16 protein-coding genes and 1 pseudogene are annotated in these 21,624 nt (G+C 60.0%); 3 read left to right on the plus strand and 14 right to left on the minus strand.

The genetic code is table 11. The features are described from left to right. Positions 1-50: 50 nt before the first annotated feature. Positions 51-1,229 carry a class I SAM-dependent rRNA methyltransferase gene (locus tag E4021_RS03670; RefSeq protein ID WP_136456549.1) on the minus strand — a complete coding sequence of 393 codons (1,179 nt, stop codon included), beginning with the start codon at positions 1,227-1,229 and terminating at the stop codon, positions 51-53. Positions 1,230-1,535: 306 nt separating this feature from the next. Between E4021_RS03670 and E4021_RS03675 the strand changes: the two genes are divergently transcribed. After that, a complete protein-coding gene (locus E4021_RS03675; RefSeq protein ID WP_136456550.1) occupies positions 1,536-2,489 on the plus strand; it encodes a DUF4382 domain-containing protein in 954 nt (317 codons plus the stop codon). Between the two features lie 95 nt (positions 2,490-2,584). Next, positions 2,585-3,616 (plus strand): NAD(P)/FAD-dependent oxidoreductase, encoded by a 1,032-nt coding sequence (locus tag E4021_RS03680; RefSeq protein ID WP_262712768.1) that lies wholly within the window; start codon positions 2,585-2,587, stop codon positions 3,614-3,616. Between the two features lie 6 nt (positions 3,617-3,622). On the opposite strand, the gene E4021_RS03685 is transcribed toward E4021_RS03680, so the two are convergent. From E4021_RS03685 to E4021_RS18450, 12 genes are all read right to left on the minus strand, one after another. After that, entirely contained in the window at positions 3,623-5,032 is a 1,410-nt protein-coding gene (locus E4021_RS03685) for a sodium:solute symporter family protein (protein ID WP_136456552.1), read from the minus strand. A 2-nt stretch (positions 5,033-5,034) separates the two neighbouring features. Then, entirely contained in the window at positions 5,035-5,310 is a 276-nt protein-coding gene (locus tag E4021_RS03690) for a hypothetical protein (protein WP_136456553.1), read from the minus strand. After that, positions 5,307-6,095, minus strand: coding sequence for a 3-ketoacyl-ACP reductase (locus E4021_RS03695; RefSeq protein ID WP_136456554.1), 789 nt, complete (start codon positions 6,093-6,095; stop codon positions 5,307-5,309). The genes E4021_RS03690 and E4021_RS03695 overlap by 4 nt, the downstream gene beginning before the upstream one ends. Further along, positions 6,092-7,216: a Gfo/Idh/MocA family protein gene (locus tag E4021_RS03700; RefSeq protein ID WP_136457253.1), complete on the minus strand. Its 1,125-nt coding sequence runs from the start codon at positions 7,214-7,216 to the stop codon at positions 6,092-6,094. The genes E4021_RS03695 and E4021_RS03700 overlap by 4 nt, the downstream gene beginning before the upstream one ends. A gap of 97 nt (positions 7,217-7,313) precedes the next feature. After that, positions 7,314-8,135: a sugar phosphate isomerase/epimerase family protein gene (locus tag E4021_RS03705; RefSeq protein ID WP_136456555.1), complete on the minus strand. Its 822-nt coding sequence runs from the start codon at positions 8,133-8,135 to the stop codon at positions 7,314-7,316. A gap of 9 nt (positions 8,136-8,144) precedes the next feature. Then, positions 8,145-9,521 (minus strand): glycosyl hydrolase, encoded by a 1,377-nt coding sequence (locus E4021_RS03710; RefSeq protein WP_136456556.1) that lies wholly within the window; start codon positions 9,519-9,521, stop codon positions 8,145-8,147. Positions 9,522-9,694: 173 nt separating this feature from the next. After that, positions 9,695-11,626 (minus strand): molecular chaperone DnaK, encoded by a 1,932-nt coding sequence (gene dnaK, locus E4021_RS03715; RefSeq protein WP_136456557.1) that lies wholly within the window; start codon positions 11,624-11,626, stop codon positions 9,695-9,697. Positions 11,627-11,884: 258 nt separating this feature from the next. After that, positions 11,885-13,696 carry an alpha-amylase family glycosyl hydrolase gene (locus E4021_RS03720; RefSeq protein WP_136456558.1) on the minus strand — a complete coding sequence of 604 codons (1,812 nt, stop codon included), beginning with the start codon at positions 13,694-13,696 and terminating at the stop codon, positions 11,885-11,887. A gap of 162 nt (positions 13,697-13,858) precedes the next feature. Beyond that, on the minus strand, positions 13,859-16,930 hold the full coding sequence (locus E4021_RS03725; RefSeq protein ID WP_136456559.1) for a CHRD domain-containing protein: 3,072 nt from the start codon (positions 16,928-16,930) through the stop codon (positions 13,859-13,861). 148 nt (positions 16,931-17,078) lie between these two features. Then, positions 17,079-18,077: a DUF4249 family protein gene (locus E4021_RS03730; RefSeq protein ID WP_136456560.1), complete on the minus strand. Its 999-nt coding sequence runs from the start codon at positions 18,075-18,077 to the stop codon at positions 17,079-17,081. A gap of 14 nt (positions 18,078-18,091) precedes the next feature. Beyond that, entirely contained in the window at positions 18,092-19,930 is a 1,839-nt protein-coding gene (uvrC, locus tag E4021_RS03735) for an excinuclease ABC subunit UvrC (RefSeq protein WP_136456561.1), read from the minus strand. 128 nt (positions 19,931-20,058) lie between these two features. Beyond that, positions 20,059-20,187 (minus strand): hypothetical protein, encoded by a 129-nt coding sequence (locus E4021_RS18450; protein WP_262712767.1) that lies wholly within the window; start codon positions 20,185-20,187, stop codon positions 20,059-20,061. Positions 20,188-20,569: 382 nt separating this feature from the next. Here E4021_RS18450 and E4021_RS18540 point away from each other — a divergent pair. Continuing rightward, a pseudogene (locus tag E4021_RS18540) lies at positions 20,570-20,767 on the plus strand (VOC family protein); the annotation flags it as partial. Here the strand turns inward: E4021_RS18540 and E4021_RS03745 are convergent. After that, the gene (locus tag E4021_RS03745; protein ID WP_136456562.1) at positions 20,730-21,209 is read right to left on the minus strand and encodes an ankyrin repeat domain-containing protein; all 480 of its coding nucleotides are present in this window, start codon (positions 21,207-21,209) and stop codon (positions 20,730-20,732) included. The pseudogene E4021_RS18540 and the gene E4021_RS03745 sit on opposite strands and share 38 nt — an antisense overlap. Positions 21,210-21,624: the final 415 nt, after the last annotated feature.

Genomic DNA, 21,624 nt, shown 5'->3' on the forward strand with positions numbered 1-21,624 from the left:
TCGCGGCGATGCTCCACCACCGACCCCCAATGACCTCGGGATTAAGCCGCTTAATCCACCTGCACCACCAATCCCTTAAGGTACTCGCCCTCGGGATGATACAGGCTGACCGGGTGGTCGGCGCCCTGAGCCAAGCGGTGCAGCACGCGGGCACCCCGACCGGTCTCCAGGCCGGCGGCCACGATGGTGTCCTGGAAGAGCTGGCGGTCCACCACCCGGCTGCAGCTGAAGGTGAAGAGCAGACCGCCGGGGCGGAGGGCGTTCATGGCTTTGGCGTTGAGCCGCTTGTAGGCCTGGACGGCCTTGTGGCGGCGGTGCTTGTTCTTGGCGTAAGCCGGTGGGTCCACCACCACGATGTCGAAAGATCCGGGCTCCACGTCCTTCAGGAAATCGAGTACATCGGCCGTATGCACGGCGTGTCGGTCGGTAAAGTCGCCGTTCTGGACCACGTTTTCGGTGGTCAAACCAGTGGCTTTGGCACTCAGGTCCACGCTTTCCACCCGCGCGGCGCCGCCCAAGAGGGCATAGACGGAGAAGCCCCCCGTGTAGCAGAAAGTATTGAGCACCCGCTGGTCCTGGGCGTAGCTTCCGAGCAGCCAGCGGTTGTCGCGTTGGTCGAGGAAGAAACCCGTTTTCTGACCTTCGGCAATGTCGACCACGAAGCGGCGGCCGTTTTCAACCACTACCAGGCGTTCGACGGCTTCGCCGGCCAGGGTGCCGTCCTTTACCTCACGGCCGTATCGCTCGGGCAGTACCGCGGCGCTCTTGTCGTATACGGAAGTGATGCCTTCGGTAGCCAGCAGTGCGGCGGCAATCCGATCGCGCTGCCGGTGCATGCCGATGCTGTGGCACTGCACCACCGCCACCGAGCCGTATCGATCCACGACCAGTCCGGGAAGCCCGTCGCCGGCCGCGTGGATCAGGCGATAAGCATTCGTGAGCGGATCGGCGGCCAGGCCCAGGCGGGTGCGGAGGGTCACGGCGGAGGCCAATTTGCGGTCGATAAGGTCTTCAGGGTATTCGGTGGCTCCAAAGTGCAGCATACGAACCCGGATACTGCCGGCCTGGTAATGGCCCACGCCCAATGGATTTTCCGCGGCATCCCTTACGACGACCAGGTCGCCCTCCGCTAACCCTTCGTCCTGCCGGGCAATGGCACCGGAAAACACCCAGGGGCTGTAACGGTGCAGGGCGCCTTCGCGACCTTTCTGAAGGGTTATGGTATGCATGGTGGCTGTATTTAGGCCGGCGAAGGTAGGGCACAGTCGGCGGCCCAAACGCGATTTACAAAGTTCGGGCCGATATACTACGGGACGGACCGGTCCGTTAGTAGGGGGACAAACCAACCCGCCGCTCCCCGATTTTGCACGACTCGTGGGCCCGGCACAACCGTAGATGAATCCGCCCCGCGGAGCCAAAACGTATATCTACCGCCAACTTCTATTTTATATAGCAGATTGACCTAACCCATTACCCCGTTTCATTTCACCGCCCGTGGCCTCTCTGGCCGGTGCGGTTGACTAAAACATTACCTTATGAAATTCTCTCTTATTTCCACCCGCTTGCTGGTGGCCCTTACCGTTTTCTTTTTTGCCTTCAGTTGTACCGAAGATGAGACCCCTGCCATGTCCGGTAGTGGCAACGGTGATTTCTCCGTGGAAATGACCGACGCGCCCATCGATGACGCCGAAGTAAAGGCCGTATTCGTGACGGTCTCCGACGTGCGCGTCGACGGACAGTCGGTGGAAGGCTTCAACACTACCACAGTTGAGATCTCTGCCCTTACCAACGGCAATACGGAAACCCTGTACGACGGTCAACTGGCCGCCGATTCCTACTCCAAACTCGAGATCGTACTGGAAGACGGTGCCAATGCCGTCAACGGTGGTCCCGGCTGCTACGTCCTGAACCAGAACAACGAGAAGATCGCCCTGGAAGTCGCCAACGACGGCGTACTCACGGTGCAGAACTCCGACTTCACCCTGACCGAGAGCGGTTCGGTTGCCGCCGTGGTCGACTTTGACCTGCGCAAGGCCCTCGTTCGCACCGACGACGAATCCAAGCCCTACCGCTTCGCCGCCGAAAACCGGCTGGAAAATTCCCTGCGTTTCGTAACCAAGGACCGCAGCGGCACCATCACCGGTACCGTTAAGGACGAAAGCAACCAGGAAGGTGAGATCATCGTCTACGCCTACACCAAGGGCAGCTACTCCAGCAGCGAGGCCCAGGGCGACAACGACGACGAGCTCTTCCTGAACGCCGTCAGCAGCACCAGCGTCAACAGCAACATGGAGTACACCCTGGCCTTCCTGAACGAAGGACAGTACGAGCTGGTCGCCGCTTCCTACGAGGACACCGACAACGACGGTGAAGTCGAGATGAAAGGCACCTTTGAACTTTCCACCCTCACCAACCTCGACCTGACGGGTATTTCCGTGAACGGCAACAGCACTACCACGGCCGACTTTACCATCAAGTTGGGCTTCTAATATCCCTGCCCTGGGATACCTTTACCAGAACCCCCCGCCGGCTTTGCCGGCGGGGGGTTCTTCGTTTACCCAAACGCATTGCCATCGACTACCTCATCGTCGGTCAGGGACTGGCCGGCACCCTCATCGGTTATCGCCTGGAACGCGCCGGGCACGCCGTCACCTACGTGGATGCGCCGGAACAGACGGCCGCCAGCGCGGTGGCGGCCGGCATCGTGAATCCCATTACGGGCCGAAGATTCGTAAAGAGCTGGCGGATCGATGACCTGCTGCCGGAAGCGCGCCAATTCTACCGCGAACTGGAATCGTACCTCGACCGGCCCCTCTGGTACGATCTGCCCCTAGTGCGTACGCTCTTCAACCGCGGCGACGAAAACGACTGGCTTGCCCGGGGTGGGGACCCCGCCTATGCCGGTTACCTCATCGACCGTCCCCAATTGGGCCGGATTCCCCAACTGACGCGCCCGGCGCACGCCTATGGCGGAGTGGGTCACAGCGCCCGCGTAGACATCTGTACCCTGGTGGAAGCTTTTCGGTCGCGGAAGCGATCAGAAGGGGCTTACTTCGATGCGGCTTTCGATTACGATGAACTCCTGTTTGATGGGCGAAGCCGGCCCGAATGGGGCGGCAGGAGTTACGATCAGGTAATTTTCTGCGAAGGCTGGCGGGCCCGCTACAACCCCTGGTTCGGCGACCTGCCCCACGGCGGCACCAAAGGGGAAGTCCTGATCGTCCGGACTGAGGAGCCCCCACTCGATCGGCTGTTCAAGCACCGTGTGTTTCTGGTACCCCAGCCAGACGGAACCTACTGGGTAGGTGCCACCAGCAGCAACCGCTTCCCGGACGATCGCCCTACGGCAGCCAACCGCAGCTACCTGGAGGAGCGCTTGCGCGAAGTACTGACCGTGCCCTTTGCGGTGGTCGACCACCAGGCCGCGGTGCGCCCCACCGTGCGGGATCGCCGCCCGATGCTGGGCGCCCACCCCGATCAACCTGCCCTCATTATTTTCAACGGATTGGGAACCAAGGGTGCGTCGCTGGCCCCCCTCATGAGCAAATGGCTTCTCGGCCACCTGGAAAACGGGGAGGAGCTGCCGGCGGAAGTGAGCATTCGTCGTTTTACCTGACGCGGTTTACTCCTTCAGGTTCCCAGGTGCCACCAGGGCCAACAGTAGGGCACAGAGCGCCAGCGCGATGAGCAGCAGCAGATCCAGGCGCAGCGGTCCTATATTTTCCGGAACCAATCCCAGCAGGGAACCCACGAACAGCAGGATGGCGACCAGGGTGATCAGCGGCAGGAACCGCCCGCCGGTGCCCCGACGGGTGAAAATGGCAGTAAAAATGAGCGGCGCGAGCAGGGAGGTGCCGGCAAAGCTGGTCCGCGCCAGCAAAGCAAGCTGGTCGCTGCTCACGATACTGAAGGCCAGGGCCAGGAGGGCGAAAACACCGATGCCAATCTTCGTGATGCGCAGCAGGCGCGCGTCGTCGTCGATGGTCAGGATGGACCGCAGCTCGGTACCCAGGGCGAAAATTTGCGAGTCGGCCGTTGAAATGGCCGCCGCCAGCAATCCAATCAGCACGAAAGCCGCCAGGGTGGCCGGTTGATCACGGATCAGCGCTTGCCCCAGGAATTCAAAGGCACTGAGATCGGGATAGCGCAGCGCCCCGTAGAGTCCGATAAAGACCGTCGGTAAAATGACGAGGATCGCAAAGGTGCCGACGCCTACCGCCATGCGATACATCGACCGGTCGTCTTTCATGATCGCCAGGCGAATACTCACCTGCGGCTGGGTAAAGGGGATCATCAGGATGGCCACGGCGGATCCAATCAGGAATTGCGGAGTGAACAGGCCCCGGGGTCCCGGAACGGTGAGCAGTTCCGGTTGGCTTGCGCGCAGTTCGGCGTAGCCGGCTTCCAGACCACCGACCTCCTGCAGACAACTGAGTCCTACGATCCAGATCACCACCAGCAGTACCAGTCCCTGAATGGCATCGTTGTATACAATTGCTTTCAGGCCACCCAATTCACTGTACAGCACCATTACTGCTACCAGGATCACGGACCACCCCCAAATGGGCATCAGATCGGGAAAGGCCTGCGCCACAAAGTCGGATACCCCCTTGATCTGGATGGCCACGTAGGGAATGAGAAAAACGAATACGCCAAAAAAAGCCACGCCCCCGGCCAAGCGGTTGCCGTAGCGGCGGTTGAGAAAACCCGCCATTCCCCAGTAGCCTTCCCGCAAGGCCACCCGGCGAAAGTAGTAGCCGATCCAGATCACTCCGAAGATCAGCGCCATGTCGCTTACAGCCAGAAAGGTCCAGGCCCCTACCCCGTGGATCCGGAAAAAGTCGGGCATCCCCAGCAAAGTAAAGGTGCTGAAGAGGGTGGCGGCAAAGGTGAAGAGCCCCAGGATGCTGCCCAGACTACCGCCCGCCAAAAGGTAGCCCTTACTGTCGACCGGGCCCCGCCGCTGCCACAGGGACACGCCGATGAGCAACACCACGTATACCGTTCCGACGATGAGGAGGGCCTGGAGCATGACTACCGCTGTTGAGACTGTCGGTCGATGAGATCTTCGTCGCGGCCGGGATGCACCAGCGTAGCCACGTAGGTCAAGCCCACCATAACGACACAGAGCAGAATTCCGGCCCAAAGGGTGTAGGGCATTCCGAATAAAGTAGGATCGATGGTGCGGGGCGGTAGGAATACCGGGGTGAACGACAGTACCATGAGCAGCGTGGCCAGGCCGCAGCAGAGACGCCAATACAGCGTGCGTTTTCGGGGGCTCAGGGGGTGGTTTGCTTCGTTTTCGTTCATAGTCTGGATACCGTGAGACCGCCGTCGATCATGATCACCTGTCCGGTTGAATACGGAAAATCGCCACGTACCAGGGCACCTACGGCACGCCCGACGTCTTCCGGGCTGCCCCAGCGCGGCTGGACGGTCAGGCCCTCCGCGATCATCTTGTCGTACTTCTCGGTCACCCCTTGCGTCATGTCCGTCCGGATGATGCCCGGTCGCAGTTCGTAAACCGGGATACCCTCCCGGCCCAATCGCGTGGCAAACAACTGTGTCATCATCCCTATTCCCGCCTTCGAAATGCAATACTGCCCCCGGTTCTCACTTGCCACCGTCGCCGACACGGAGCCGACGTTGATGATGCACGGTTCGGCGGTTGATTCGGTACCTTGCCGTTCGACCATCCGCCGGGCGATAGCCTGAGTGAGAAAAAATGGGCCTTTCAAGTTGATGTCGAGCACCCGGTCGTAACTTTCTTCGCTCATTTCCAGCAAATCACTGCGCTCGCGCGGGGCTACGCCGGCGTTGTTTACCAGGACATCCAGGGCACCGAAGTGACCGTACACCTCCTCCACGATTCTTTCCCGATCGCCGACGGCACCGATATTGCCCTGCACGTAGTGGACATCGGCGGTTGAGTGTTCGCGGAGACCGGCGAGGACGTCAATTACGTCCGCGGCGGGCCGCACCCCGTTGATGGCCACGGCGTAGCCCAGCTTCACCAATTCCCGCGCGATGCCGAGTCCGATACCGCGGCTGCCCCCGGTCACGAATGCGGTGCGTTTACTTTCCCCGCCCGTCATGCCTTGAGTGGTTCTACTTTCAGCATGCAGCGTTCTTCCCAGCTTTTCAGTCCCAGTTCGGCGAGCTGAACGCCCTTGGCGCCTTCGAGCAGGTCATTGGGGAATGGAAGGTCTTCGACCACGTGGCGCAGGAAAAGTTCCCACTGCACCTTGAATGCGTTTTGGTAGGTTTCCTGTTCCGGTACTCGCGACCAATCCGCGTAGAAATCTATTGGCTGGGGAACGTCCGGATTCCACACCGGCTTGGGCGTGTTACCGTAGTGCTGTACGTGACATTCACGGAGGCCGGCCACGGCCGAACCGCGCGATCCGTCAACCTGGATGGTCAGCAGGTCATCGCGGCGTACGCGCGTCACCCAGCTGGAATTGAACTGGGCCACTACCCCACCCTCCAGTTCAAAGATGGCGTAGGCGGCATCATCGGCGGTGGCGCGGTAGGGTTTTCCCTTTTCGTCTACTCGCTCACCGATGTGGGTAGCACCGAGGCAGAAGACGCTTTGCACTTTGCCGAAGAGATTGTCCAGCACGTATCGCCAGTGACACAGCATATCGACCATTATCCCACCGTCGTCTTCCTTGCGGTAGTTCCAGCTGGGCCGTTGGGCGGGGATGGAGGTGCCCTCGAAAACCCAGTACCCGAAATCACCCCGTACGCTGAGGATTTCCCCAAAGAAGTCGGCCTCCATCAGGCGCTTCAGTTTCAGCAGTCCCGGAAGCCAGAGTTTGTCCTGTACCACGCCGTGCTTTACACCCGCGGCACGGGCCAGCCGGTACAGGTCCAAGGCTTCCTCGGTGGTAGTGCCGGTGGGTTTTTCGCAGTAAACGTGTTTGCCGGCGGCAATGGCCTTTTTCACCGCCGCGTGCCGCCGGCCCGTGATCTGCGCATCGAAGTAGATCTCGTAGAAGTCGTCCTGCAAGACTTCGTCAAGATCGGTCGACATCCGCTCGATCCCGGTGCGTGCGCAGAGTGCACGCAGTTTCTCGGCATTGCGGCCGACCAGCACGGGTTCGGGAAAAATTACGCCCCCCTCGGCGAGTGGCACGCCCCCCTGTTCCCGGATCGCGACGATGGACCGTAGCAGGTGCTGGTTAGTGCCCATCCGTCCGGTGACGCCGTTCATAATGATGCCGATGGTGCGTCGGTTACTGTCGACGGGACTTTTGGGAAGAACGGGTGAGGATTGATTCACGGTTGCTCGTTTTAAAAGGTTGTTACGTTCAGCTGAAATTGCGGTAGGCAGTGATGATCCGTTTCAGGAATTCATCCTGGTCCATGGACCAGTAAGTATTGGAAAAGATTTCCACCTCATGGAACCCGCGGAAACCGCCCGCCTCTACCCACGACCGGATCAGGGGAACGTCAATGCATCCCTCGCCCATGAGACCGCGGTCGAGGAGCATGTCCTGCGTGGGGACCTTCCAATCGCAGATGTGAAAGGCGTAAAGGTTATCGTTGGCGCCGCAGCGCTGGATCTCGTGTTCCAGTCGGTCGTCCCACCACAAGTGATAGACATCTACGGCAATACCTACCTGCACGTGATCGATGGCTTCGGCCATCTGGTTCGCCTGCCCGAGGGTATTGATCGCCGATCGGGTGTCGGCGTACATGGGGTGGAGGGGTTCAATGGCGAGTTTTACGCCGCAGCCCGCCGAGTGGTCGATCAGCGCCTCGATGCCCGCCTGGATCTGCCGGCGGCTTTCTTCCAGCGATTGTCGGGGCTCGGCACCACAGACGAGCACGAGCAGGGGCGCACCAATTTCGGCGGCGTCGTCGATGAGGCGGCGGTTGTTGTCCAGGGAGTGTTGTCGGGCTTCGCGGTTGTGGTTGGGGAAGAACCCCCCGCGTACGTAGCTCACCACCTGCAACGGCGAGCCATCGAGGATTTGCCGGGTCCGCGGGATGCCGATGTCCGTGGCGGCGTCGTCCCAAATGCTAATCCCTCCCACCCCCGCGGCTGCGTACTTGTCTACGGCGACCTCCAGCGGCCACGGCTTGGTCGTGATGGTGTGGATACAGAGTCGGGACAGGTCTTCGGGCATCGGGTCGGCTTAGCTTACACAATCGTAAAAATGGTAGTCTTCTCCGGCGCGTAATTTTCCGGCGTAGAGCACGGCTTCGCGCAGGTGATAGTCTCCCCACATGCTTGATTCTCCGTAGGGGATGCTCGCGCCCTGCGGCACGTAGTCCCAGCCGTTAGGACGGTGATAAATGGAATGGAGCAGTAAGCCCTGATGGTTAGGATCGGTGCTCAGGTAGGGCTCATCCAGCAAGGTATTGAGCACTGTAAGTCCTGCCTGGAAATACCGCTCCCCGGCGGCCGGGTCGCGCTCCCGGAGATAGCGACCCAACCGGAGGAGCCCCTGACAGCCTATGGCCGCCGCGGAACTGTCCACCGGCTCGTAGGCGTTATAGGGATCTGCCCGCCGCTGGGTATAATCGCCGAGGCGGTGGAGTTCCGGCGCACCAGTGTCCCAGTAAGGGATTCCGTCCTGTGCCGTATGTTGGATGTAGAAGTCGCAGGTAGCTCGGGCGGCTTGCAGGTAGATCGCCTCAACTTCCGCGAATCCGCCAAAGGCTTCCAGCCTATTATCATCCACGCTCGCCAGGTACTCCAGTTCCTCGGAGAACCCAAGCATGGCCCACGCCAGACCGCGCGTCCAGGTCGTAAAACCGGAAAAGCCCTGCTGGGCGTTCGGACAGCGGTAGCGGCCGTCGTTCGTATTGAAGATGCTTTCGTGGGCGGTTCTGCCCCATACGTCATAGCTGTCGCGTCCCTCACCGTAGTAGACGGCGTATTGGGCCGTAGCCAGACCGTGATGGACGGCCCGGTCGAGCAGGCTGACCTCCACGTCGTTATCACCTAGCAGGGAGTGCCCCAGTTCGTGACCCACCACAAGCGCGCGCACCGTGCGTATAGTATCGACGAACAGGGAGTGCGGGCCATTAAAGGAATAGAGGAAACCCCCACCCTCCTGAATGGGTGTCCACCTCCGCGCTTGCACGGCCCCGCTCAGTTTGAGGGCCATTTCATAAAAGTGTTTTTCCCAATCGCCGGCCGGCAGTATTCCCTGCCGCATCAGCCGGAGGAGGTTACCGTACGTACTCACGTTATTGAACCCATGGTCGTGCACGCCGAAGTGGCTAACGTGGCTGGCCATGCGTTCTACGGTGCCCCTGCGACCGTAATCCAAAAACTGCTCATCGCCCGTCGCGTCAAACTGCAGAATGGCCGAACCGTACTGGAAGCCCTGCGTCCACTCGGTCCAGCCCCGGGTGGTGTATTTGCCGGCCGCGGTGAAGACCGGCGTGCCCTGCCGCTCGTCGTAGTTTTCCTTGATGGCGAGAATCTTTTGGCCCGAATGGTCCCAGAAGTTTTCCATCCGCTCACCCATTCCTTCCAGGCTCAGGTCGTGGTCAATATCCATGCAATCGATTGAGTTGTAGGGCTAATGTAACGGACACCGGGCAAATGGTCGGCTTATAGATGGTATAGCCTTCATTTATTTTGCCCCAATAGGTCAGAGCACAACCGAATGGGCCAAAAAAAAGCCCGCCGGTCAGTTGACCGGCGGGCTTGGTTTCGGATTGAGAAGCAGGGTTACTTGCCTTCCACTTCTTCGAATTCTACGTCTTGGACGTCGTCGGCACCTCCTTTCCCGGCATTGCCGGCACCTCCTGCGGTACCGTCCGCGGTACCGTTTCCGGTGTCGGCGGTAGCGCCGGCTCCCTGTTGGGCCTGGTACATATCCTGGCTGGCGGCGTTCCACGCGGCGGTGAGTGCTTCGGTGGCGGAGTCGATCTTGGCGATGTCCTCAGCCTTGTGGGCCTCGCGCAGGTCGTTCAGGCTTTTTTCGATGGCCGTCTTCTTTTCTGCGGGAATCTTTTCTCCGAATTCCTTGAGCTGCTTTTCGGTCTGGAAGACGAGTTGGTCGGCGCCGTTCAGCTTCTCCACGCGCTCACGAGCGGCCATGTCGGCTTCCTCGTTGGCGGCGGCTTCGGCCTTCATACGCTCGATATCTTCCTTGTTGAGTCCGGTACCGGCTTCGATCTTGATCGACTGCTCTTTCCCGGTGCCCTTGTCCTTGGCCGTTACGCTCAGGATACCGTTGGCGTCCATGTCGAAGGTCACTTCGATCTGGGGAACGCCGCGGGGGGCGGGGGGAATATCGCCGAGTACGAACCGGCCGATGGGGCGGTTGTCCTTGGCCATCTGGCGGGCACCCTGCAGTACGTGAATCTCTACCGAAGGCTGGTTGTCGCTGGCGGTGGAGTATACCTTGGACTTCTTGACGGGGATCGTGCTGTTGGATTCGATCACGGTGTCGAATACACCGCCCATGGTCTCGATACCAAGGCTCAGCGGCGTAACGTCGAGCAGGAGTACGTCCTGAACGTCGCCGCTCAGTACACCACCCTGGATGGCGGCACCGATGGCTACCACTTCGTCGGGGTTCACGCTCTTGTTGGCCTTCTTGCCGAAGAACTTCTCCACGGCTTCCTGGATGGCGGGGATCCGGGTGGAACCACCGACCAGAATGACCTCGTCGATCTCGCTCTTGCTGATGCCGGCGTCATTCATGGCCTTCTCACAGGGCTTCAGGGTGCGCTGCACCAGCTCGTCGGCCAGTTGCTCGAACTTGGCGCGGCTGATTTTCACCACCAGGTGCTTGGGCACGCCGTCCACGGCGGTGATGTAGGGCAGGTTGACTTCCGTCTCCATGGAGCTCGAAAGCTCAATCTTGGCCTTCTCGGCGGCTTCCTTCAGGCGCTGCAGGGCCATGGGGTCCTTCTTCAGGTCCATGTTCTCCTGCTTCTTGAACTCATCGGCCAGGAAGTCGATCAGTACGCGGTCGAAGTCGTCACCACCCAGGTGGGTGTCGCCGTTCGTGGATTTTACTTCAAATACGCCTTCACCCAGGTCCAGGATGGAGATGTCGAAAGTACCGCCACCGAGGTCATAGACGGCGATGGTCATATCCTTGCTCCGCTTGTCCAGGCCGTAAGCCAAGGCAGCCGCAGTAGGCTCGTTGATGATCCGGCGCACGTTCAGACCGGCAATCTCACCGGCCTCCTTGGTGGCCTGCCGCTGGGAATCGTTGAAGTAGGCCGGCACCGTCACAACGGCTTCGGTCACTTCCTGTCCGAGGAAATCCTCAGCGATCTTTTTCATTTTTTGAAGGACCATGGCGCTGATCTCCTGGGGCGTATACTTACGTCCGTCGATCTCTACCTGGGCCAGGCCGTTGTCGCCCTTCACTACCTTGTAGGCACTGCGGTCTACTTCGTTTTTCACTTCGTCGAAGCGCTGGCCCATGTACCGCTTGATGGATGCGACCGTCCGCGTGGGGTTCGTAATGGCCTGGCGCTTGGCCGGCTCACCGATCTTACGCTCTCCGGCATCCAGGAACGCCACGATCGAGGGGGTGGTATTGCGTCCCTCGTCGTTGTAGATCACGGTGGGCTCGTTGCCCTCCATTACTGCCACGCATGAGTTGGTCGTACCTAAGTCAATTCCAATAATCTTGCTCATACGATTGCTTTTGTAAATTTTCCGTCGACAAAACTGTCGACCCTAACTATGCAACCACCGTGCCAGGGCTCACTACCGCCATTTTCTGCCGCTTTTTCGGGCGCGGGCGCCGGTGCAACACGTTTTGGCACACCGCCGTGTCGGGTGGTTGCCATTTTGTCAGCCCGGATACTGGATTTGGCGGTTGGCTATGGAATCACAGTTCCCTCGGTCTAAAAAGGAAGCGGGGCCCCGGAATTTTCCCGGGGCCCCGCCTGCTTACAGTTCGAGCGCGAAGATGTGCACCCCGTACGGTGCGGTGGAAACCAGCACCCGGTGCGGTCGGCCGTCTTGCTCCACGGCTTCCGACTCCAGTAAAGGATAGGTAGGCACGTCAACGTTATGGTTGCTGTATCCTTTCCAGTCGCTGTTAAAGACCAGCTTCCACCGCGAAGGAAAGTCCACGCCGATGGCGTAGCCGTCGAAGGTGTCGTTACTGAAGTTCAGGACCACCAGGACACCGTCCTCCGTGGGGTTATCGTACCAACGCAAGTAGGCCAGTATTTTGTCGTTGTCGTCCGCGGCCAGCACGTGGGTGTGCTGCCCCTGCAAGCCACGGGTGTTGCCTTCCAGGTTCCGGCGCTTGTGGATAAGGTCACGGTACAGGTTCCGCACTCCGCTGAATTTTTTGAGGCGTTTCCAGTCCAGGGGGTCCTGGTCGCTGAACCACTTGTCCTCCAGCAGGGCCTGCCCCTGGAACAACATGGGAATGCCGGGAGCGGTCAGCGTCATGGCGGCCCCGAGGGCGGCCCGTTTGAAGGAATAGTAGTTGTCTACCTTTCCCGATTCGGCGGCGATCTCCTCCACTACCCGGGCGCGCCCGTTTGATACCTCGTCGTGGCTTTCCGTGTAAACAGTGCGGTTGAAGGCGTCGTGGGAATAACGACGCAGCAGCGCCGTGGTAAGCGAGGGGATGCTGCGGTCGCGGTCCTCCGGTGTAATGATGGCCTCACGTACGGGGTGCACAAAATCACCGTCCCACTGGGTACTGAAACCGCACCCGCCATCTTCCGGTGAATCGGTGACGAAGGCATTGCCGTGCAGGTCTTCGGCGATGGTAATCTTGTGGGGGTAGCGCTCGGCGATCGAGGAGTTGATCCAGCGCAGGAGGCTGTAGCCTTCTTCCAGCCGGTCGTCGTCGCCCTCTCCACCGCTTACGTGGCGCATGTAGGGGATCATGTCCATGCGCAACCCGTCGCAGCGGAACTCGTCGAGCCACATCATGGCGTTGTCGTGGATGTAGGTCCTGACCTCACTGCGCCCGTAGTCCGGCCGGGTATCACCCCAGGGCGTGCTGCTGCGCCAGTCGTTGTAGAAATAGATACCGCCCTTGTCGTTTTCGCTCCATCCGTCAAATTGCCAGAGCGATAGGTCGCTCGGACCGAAGTGGTTGTAGACCACGTCCAGCACCACGGCAATGCCTTCACGGTGGGCGGCGCGTACCAGTCGCTTCAGGCCGTCGGGGCCACCGTAGGCTTCTTCCACTGCGAAGGGGTGGGCCGGATTATATCCCCAGCTGAAATCACCGGCAAATTCACACACCGGCATAACGTGCAGGCAGTTGATGCCGAGATCCACCAGGTAGTCGAGCCGCTCGATCACCGAGTCGAAGGTGCCGGGCTGACCCTTCTTCTTGACGTTAAAGGTGCCCACGTGCAGTTCGTAGATGACCAGCTCGTTCCAGGCGGGCATCGTGAAGTCGTCATCCTCCCAGTCAAAATCGTCGGCGTAGAGTACGCCATTGCCTACTGAGTTGGTTACGCGCCGGGCGCGGGGATCGATACGCTGCCGGCGTTCGCCGTCGGCGCCTTCAATCACGAACTGATATTCCATACCGTCTTTGGCCTTCTTGATCGTGCCGGACCATTCTCCGGAACCGTCCTCGGCCGGAGCGAGGGCGATCCCATCTTCTTTCCATTTGTTAAAATCACCGGTGACGGCGACGGATTTTGCATTTGGTGCCCAGACACTAAAGTGTACGGCACCGTCGGTTAGGGTGGCACCGAGCGGCGCCTTGATGGTACTTATCATGCGTACAATAACCCTCCCCGAAAACCAGGTGTTCCGGATCGGAAAACTATATGTATCGTCGGCAAGCCAGCCTGCTTACCCGGCTTTTGCCGCAAGGGCCGGCACCCGCGTCTGCGCCCGAGAAAATGCCGTCAGCGCGCGACGCGGGTACCCTGCCATGGGCTACTGTGCGATGAACCGAGCGGTGTGGATCAGACTGCCATTGGCGTGCCGCAGGGTGAGGAAATACTGCCCCGGGGCAAGCGTGGAAGTCTCGAGTAAAAAGCGCTCCTGGCCCTGAGCAACGCGGATGTTGCGCTCCGCTTGCAACTGACCGAGCTGCGAGTAGATGAAAAGCCGGCCGGAGAAAGCCTCACGGGTAGCGAGCTCGTAGTACAACTGCTGTCCGATCCGGACCGGATTGGGGAAGGTACGGGCGGCAAAGCCATCGGGAACGTAGAGGCGCGTGCCCACGAGATCACCCCGCGTCAACGTTACCACAGTCCCGGCACTGGGCCGGTAGTTGCTGCCGTCGCTGGCCAGTACCCGGTGAAACAGGGTTACGGAATCTCCGACGGCTACGCTGCTGCTGTCCAGCAACACGTCTACTGTTCCAAAGTCGGTTACGAAAAAGGTATCGCGACCGGTATTGGCTCCGAAAATAACGTCGGTGAACTCGGCGTCGGTGGCCAGTTGCCAGACGTAGATTACGGTGTCGGCATCGGGGTCGGTGGTCGAGGCGTAGGTGACCCGGAATTCCTGATTGGCCGGTCCGGAAAGTTCCAGACTGGCGCTGTCGGCGGGTTGAAGAATTTCCGAGGCGAGGGGCGGGCGGTTCAGTTCGGCCAGGATTTGTCCGCGGGCCTCACCGCTGGCCACTTCCGTGGTGTGGATATTGGCGTAGAGCCATCCGCGGCGCAGGTCGTTGAGCTGGGTTTCGGTCAGCCGGAAAGTGTTGTCGCTCACCGAGAAGGTAGCACTCTTGAGATCGTCTGCGGGATCGGCGTTGAGGGGGATGGCTATGCCGCCATTCTGTCCGGCCGGCCCAACGTGCAGGTGGGCCCCTCCGGCGACGGAAGCATCAAAGTCGCCGTCCAGCATGGTCACGCTACCGGACACCATCAGGGTAGAATCGATCAATTCGAGTTTCAGGCCGCCCTGTGCCGTAGTGGCGACGTAACCGGGCTCGTTGACCCCGGAGAAAGTGGTGTGAAAGTAGTTCAGCGCCAGGGGCAGGAGTTGGCCGCGGATGGCCCCGCTGGGGTAATCGGTGCTGTGTACGTTGGCGTAGAGTTCGCGGTCGCGCAAGGCCCCGTACTGTTCGGCGGAAAGCTGCACGCGGTTGCTGTCGGCCACAATTTCTCCTCCGCGGTTGTCGTCGTCAATCTCCGTGTTAACGGGCGTGACGATGCCGCCGTTGCTACCCGCGATGGCGCGGTGCAGGTGCATTCCGCCCGCTATCGAAGAGGCAAAATCGCTGTCCAGCCCCTCGAACGACCCGATGAGTACCAGCGAGCTGTCGCGCACTTCGGCTACTACCATTCCCGTGGCATCGGTCGGGACGCCCTGCGGCTCACTGGCCCCGGAAAGCGGAGCCAGGAAGTAGGATTCGGCTTCCGCCAATACACTGCCCCGAATCTCTCCGCCCGGATGGTCGAGGGTGTGGACGTTGACGTAGAAGAAGCGATCGATGAGGGTATCGGTGCGCCCACCCGTCAACTGGAAACGGTTGTCGTTCGGCAGGTAGCGACCACTGGTATTGCCATCGTCCTGGGTGGCGGTGAGGGAATAGACTACCGGTCCGCTCTGACCGGGGTAGCCGGCGTGCAGGTGCGAACCGCCGGCGATGGCGGTATTGAGGTCGCTCTCCAGATCGCGGAAGCTACCGGTGGCGATCAGGCGGCTACCGTTCATTTCTACCTTGACCATCCCGCGACCCGGGGAAAGTATCGCAGGGATCTGCTGGTTCCCGTTGAGGAAAGCGGTGAAAACAGCCTGACTCTCGGGCAGCATCTGTCCACGAATCTCTCCGGAACGGTGGTCCGCGCTGTGGATGTTGAGGTAGATTCCCCGATCGATCAGCTGGGTCCGTTGCTCATCGGTGAGGGTATACACGTTGGAACTGAGTGGAAAACTGCCGCCGAGTGAATCGGCCGTCAGGGATAAACCAAGCGGAATGATGACCGAACCGTTTTCCCCGGCCCACCCGGTATGCAGGTGCGCGCCCCCGGCAATGTCAGTCGCAACCGGGGATTCAAGATCCTTAAAGGAACCAACGACCCTCAACGTGTTACCGCTCAGGTGACCCAACACTTGTCCGGACCCGTCGCTCGTGACGACCGGCCATTCGTTGGCGCCCGCCAGGTGAGCGCGCAGCAGCACGTCGGCCTGGGGGAGCACCTGGCCGCGGATCTCTCCGGAGCGGAATGCGCCACTGTGGATGTTGGCGTAAAACCGGCCTTCCCGCAGTGCGACCAGTTGCTCGGTCGTGAGGGTGAAGGTATTGTCTTCACTGGCGAAAATGCCGCCGCGGCGGTTTTCATCCTCGGTGGCCGTTAGTGGGATATTGACCGGGCCATTGGCACCCGGCAGCCCCAGGTGAAGGTGGGCACCGCCCGCGATGGCCGTGGCCAGGGTATCCATGAGTCCGTCGTAAGAACCCGTTACCGTAAGGCTATTCTCGGAAGCATCATAGAGCAGCAAGACTGCGCCGTGCGCCGTGGATATCACGGAGGGTACTTCATTGCTTCCCAGCAGATTGGCGTAGTACGCCTCCACTCCATCTTGTATCACGATGCCCCTTAGCTCTCCAGCTGGGTAATTGCGCGTATGAATGTTGATGTACGCCCCGCCAAAGTCGACATCTTCTATGTCCTCAACGGAAAAAACGAAGGTGTTGGCTTCCGCTTTAAAGGTACCCGAGAGGGAATCAGCCGAAAGGGAAATGGCCAGGGGCTGCAATACACCGCCGTTCCGGCCGGGGTAGGCCAGGTGAATGTGCGCCCCGCCGCCGATTTCGGTGGCCACGGGCGAACTGAGGTTTTCGAACGAGCCGCTGACGGTTACGCGCAAATCCTCGTTGTCCATTTCTTCGAAGGTCAGGGTGGCTGTACCACTGGCTGCGGTGGCGACCGGCAATACCTCCTGCTGCCCGCTCAGGCGAGCGGTAGCGGTGAGGATATCCTGCGCCGGCAGGACTGTCGCGAAGAGAAAGGATAGAAGTAGGGAGAGGAAGTAGGGTAAAAGTGTTCTCATGGCGTGTGTTGTGTGGGTTGTGTTGCGTCTTTAAAGTTAACGCCCGAGCGCCAAACGGCGGAGGAGAATAATTGTTCCTAAGATCCACACCCGCAGCGCCTTATACCCGCCACCTCTTTTTAGGCCGTGGGACTGCCCACCACCATTGCTACCGAAACCCTAACTGACCCGTGTACCTTCCGTCCCGTAGGCTGTCGAGGCTACCCTCATCAAGCCGGATCCCCGTGCGACGGTCGGTACTCCGGCTGGTCACCAGCCCTTCTCCCCCGCTTACGTTGGAGTACCGCGGTCGGGGCTGGGCACCGGTAAGCCCGGTATTAGCGTCGGCCAGTTTGAGCAGCGTGCCCACCTCCGGTCCCGCGGCGGCCACCCGGACGGCAAACTCCGTCAACCGGCGCGTAACGCTTTCGGCGGGTGCCAGCGACTGTCCCAGGAAGCGGAAGATCGCCTCGTTATCGACGGCGAAGGAAACCTGGTCGCCATTGCGCTCTGCTCCGTCCGGACGGTACGCCGCATTAGCGGTATACGTCAGGCTCACGGTACGGTCCCGGGCCGGGTCGGCGGAGTAAATCTCCTGCACGTCAAATATTAGCTGCACCGCATACACGGCCGCTCCGGCCGGGGCATTCCACGTCACGAGCAAGGGACGACGGTAATCGTCGATGCGGGCCATAGTGGATGGGCGTAGTATTTCTACCGGCTCCAGCATCCGCGTGGAGGCAACCGCATCGGTGGCCTCCGCCCTCTGCACCCGTACTTCCACCTCGTCCCCGGGCCGCAGTCGCACCGCCGCATCGTCTACCCGGTACAGGATATTGGGCAAGGCGGCAAATGGTCCCTCCTCCCGCAGGATACCGATTGTGGCACCGTCAATACGTTCCAGCTCTACGGTCACCTGGCTGTTGAGGTTGGTAAGCAATACCGTGGCTTCGCCGGCACCGTAGTAGAGCTGCTCAGGGTCACCGGGCTGCGCCCCAGTGTCCTGCTGGCCAGCGATGGCCCTTTCCACCCGCAGGTAGTGTACCGGCTCCGCCGCGTCTAGATAACCGTATATGACGGGGATATCCCTGAATTCGCCCTGCAAATTGAAGTCGTCGCGACAGGAGAGCAGGAACAGCAAGGGCAAAAGTGACAGTATCCAGGGCATATCCAAAGGTACGATCAGCCGCGGTCGCGGGGCACTTCGCCGGCCGCCACTTCCTGGCGGCGGAAGTAATCGAGTACTTTCTTGGCCGTGCTCAGGTTGGTGACCTCGGCAATTTCGCTGGCCAGCGCGTTCTTGACCTTTTTGGTGCTGCCGAAGTGGGAGATCAGTTTCTGGACGGTCTTCTCCCCCACCCCCGGAATGTTCAGCAGTTCGGTCTGGATCATGCCCTTGCTGCGCTTGTTGCGGTGGTGGCGCAGGGAGAAGCGATGGGCTTCGTCGCGGGCCTGCTGGATCAGGCGCAGGGACTCTGATTTCTTGTTGATGTGCAGCGGTACGGGGTCGTCCGGAAAGTAGATTTCCTCCAATCGTTTGGCGATGCCTACTACCGTCATCTTGCCGCGCAGGCCGAGCAGGTCGATGCTCTCCATGGCGTGACTTAGCTGCCCCTTGCCGCCGTCGATAATGACCAGTTGCGGCAGCGGCTCCCCCTCGTCCATCAGCCGGCGATAGCGGCGGTGTACTACTTCCTGCATGCTGGCGAAGTCGTCCGGCCCCGTCACCGTCTTGATGTTGTAGTGGCGGTAGTCCTTCTTGCTGGGTTTGGCGTTTTTGAAAACCACGCAGGCGCTGGCGGGATTGCTGCCCTGGATGTTGGAGTTGTCGAAGCATTCCAGGTGCATCGGCAGTTCGTCCATTTGGAGGTCGGCCTGCAGTTGTCGAAGGATGCGCTCGGCGGGCGTCTGCCGGTTGGCGTGGCTGATGCGCTGTTTCTTGCGCTGCAGCAGCATGTATTTGGCATTCTTCTCGCTCAGCTCCAGCAGCTTTTTCTTATCGCCGATCTTGGGCACCGTCACGGTGGCCTCCACTCCCGCCAGTTCCAGCTCTTCGGCCAGAATGATCTCGGGCGCGATACTGTTGAAGCGCTCGCGCAGTTCGGGGATCGCGTAGCTGAGTAAGCTTTCGCGGTCGTCGTCCAGGTTCATCTCGATCTCTTGCGTGTGGGTGTGGATCACGGCGCCGTTGACGATCTTGATGTAGTTCAGGTAGGCCTCCTTTTCGTCGGTGGCGAGTCCGAAGACGTCGATGTCGCGCAGGCTTGTGCTCACGATGGTCGACTTGCTCTGGTACTTTTCAAAGGCCTTCAGCTTGTCGGCGATCTGCTGGGCCCGCTCGAATTCCAGGTTCTCCGCCAGTTCCTCCATTTCGGCCTGGAAGTGCCGCTTGACTTCGGTGAAATTTCCTTTCAGGATATTCTTGACCTGTTCTATTTTCTCGTTGTAGGACTCCTCCGATTCCTCACCCACGCAGGGGCCTTCGCAGTTCTTGATGTGGTATTCCAGGCAAACCTTGAACTTGCCGGCGGCAATATTTTCGGGGCTAAGGTTCAGGTTGCAGGTGCGCAGGGGGAAGAGCGTCTTCACCAAATCCAGGATGATCTTCAGCCGCCCCTTGCTGGTGTAAGGCCCGAAGTAATAGCTGCCGTCACGCCACACCTGCCGCGTGATGAATACCCGCGGAAAACGCTCATTCTTGATGCAGATGTAGCTGTAATTCTTGTCATCCTTGAGGTTGACGTTGTAACGGGGCTGGTGAGTCTTGATGAGGGCATTCTCGAGCAACAGGGCGTCGGCCTCCGTTTCCACGATCGTAAATTCCAGGCGGGCGGCGTTCTTCACCATCACCCGGGTGCGGTTCAGCCGGTCCTTGCGGTCCCCGAAGTAGCTGGCGACGCGATTGCGCAGCATCTTGGCTTTGCCCACGTACAAAATGGTTTCGTCTGGTCCGATGAAACGGTATACGCCGGGCTGCCGGGGCACGGTGTCGGAAATACGTTTGAAATCTTCCGTCGTCATGGCATCAATAACGGTAAGGGCCCAGATTCGTTGGCTAGCGGAAACGAGAAGTTGGCTGCAGTGCACCATCCGTCGGGGCGGCGGCGCGCGGGTGCCGGGTCAGGTGGCAGAATGCCGTGCTGCGGTGGTTATTCCTCCCGCAACAGGGTGTAAAAATACCGGATGATCAGCAGCACCACCAGAACGATGGCGGCGAAGACCACCCAGGCGATCGGGGTATAACCACCAAGAATTTGGGGTATGGCGAGGAAGGGCATGCAGCGGGAATTTGACCAATTAACACGGCAAGCAAAATAAAGGTCACAAGTTTCCCCACTACCCCACCTTCTACGGTATACGTCGACTGCCAGGAAATGTACCGCCGGGAGGGCGCCTACCGACAACCGGTGCAAGGCCGATCTTGGATACCCCAACGCGCCCCCTATGCTTTTTGAACACCTCGAACTCAACGCACACTACCCGGTCGCGGTGGGCGACTGGTAGGTAACGCACTTACACGCCGGCGTGCATTACCGGGGGGAGGGGCCGGTCTTCACCACTTTTCTGGCGTATGTTACAGGCCGGGTATCTTGAGTTGTACCACAATCCTCTGGGTGCCGTCGACGACTTCGCGGAACGCCACCTCTCACCTTTCACTTCGCCCTGCAGACCTCCGATGCTGCCGCCCTACGCGATACCCTGACGCTGGCCGGTGGGAAGGTGGTCGAGGAAATCAGCCCCGAGCCAGGCACGCATTTGGTCATGCTGCGCGATCCTTTCGGTATTCCCCTCCAATTGTGTCAGCGAAAGCGCCCCTACCCTACGCGGGTCGGCGCAGGCGATCGGCCAGTTGGGTGAGGCCCTGGTTTCGGGCGTGATCGGCCGCGGTCAGGCCATTACCGTCTTTCGTGGCAGGGTCGGCACCCGACTCCAGGAGCAGGTCCACCATTTCCGGTCGGTTGAAAGTAGCGGCAAAGATGAGCGCGGTGCCGCCGCTGGGATTGGTAGCCGAGGGATCGGCCCCTTGCTCGATCAGGTATCGGGCAATCTTGGCGTTGCCCTTGAAGCAAACCCCCATCAGCGGCGTATTGCCCGCTCCGTCGCGACCGTTGGGATCGGCCCCCGCCTCCATCAGCACGCGGGCCACTTCCAACTGCTCCAGGTAGGTTGCCAACAACAGCGGCGTCGATCCCCGGGCATCCCGGGCTTCGACCAATCCCGGATCAACCTGCAGCATTTCCCTGACCGCGGCGGCCTCACCGGCGCGAATGTGCTGAAACAGTTTATCGGTTGCGTTCATTTGGAGGGTAGTTAATGGTAGCGGGGGCGGTACGGCGCTCCGGTAATAATGCCGAATGGGGTCAGGTTTATAGATTTATACAGTCCCTATAACAATAGTACGGCGGATACCAGAATTAGGTCCTTATTTCTTGAAGCACGGAGTTACCGGGAGAAGCGGACCCCGCCAAATGAGCACTCCGGACCGCAATTCAAAGCAACACCCTCCCCCACTTATGTTAAAAATCCTCCCGGTACATCTGTGGCGTCGTTGTGGGTAGGTGTGATGGTATGCAGAACCATTACAAGGACCAATCACCCCCTAAATCACGGTGAAAGCGGTTGGAACCGCCGACTGAAAATTTATGGGATATATTAGAGAAGTTCTTCTATCTTTAAGGCGCATTTGATTTTTAGCGTTTCTCTCATGAATACAC

Origin of the sequence: Neolewinella litorea (genome assembly GCF_004803465.1) — a bacterium.
Taxonomy (GTDB): domain Bacteria; phylum Bacteroidota; class Bacteroidia; order Chitinophagales; family Saprospiraceae; genus Neolewinella; species Neolewinella litorea.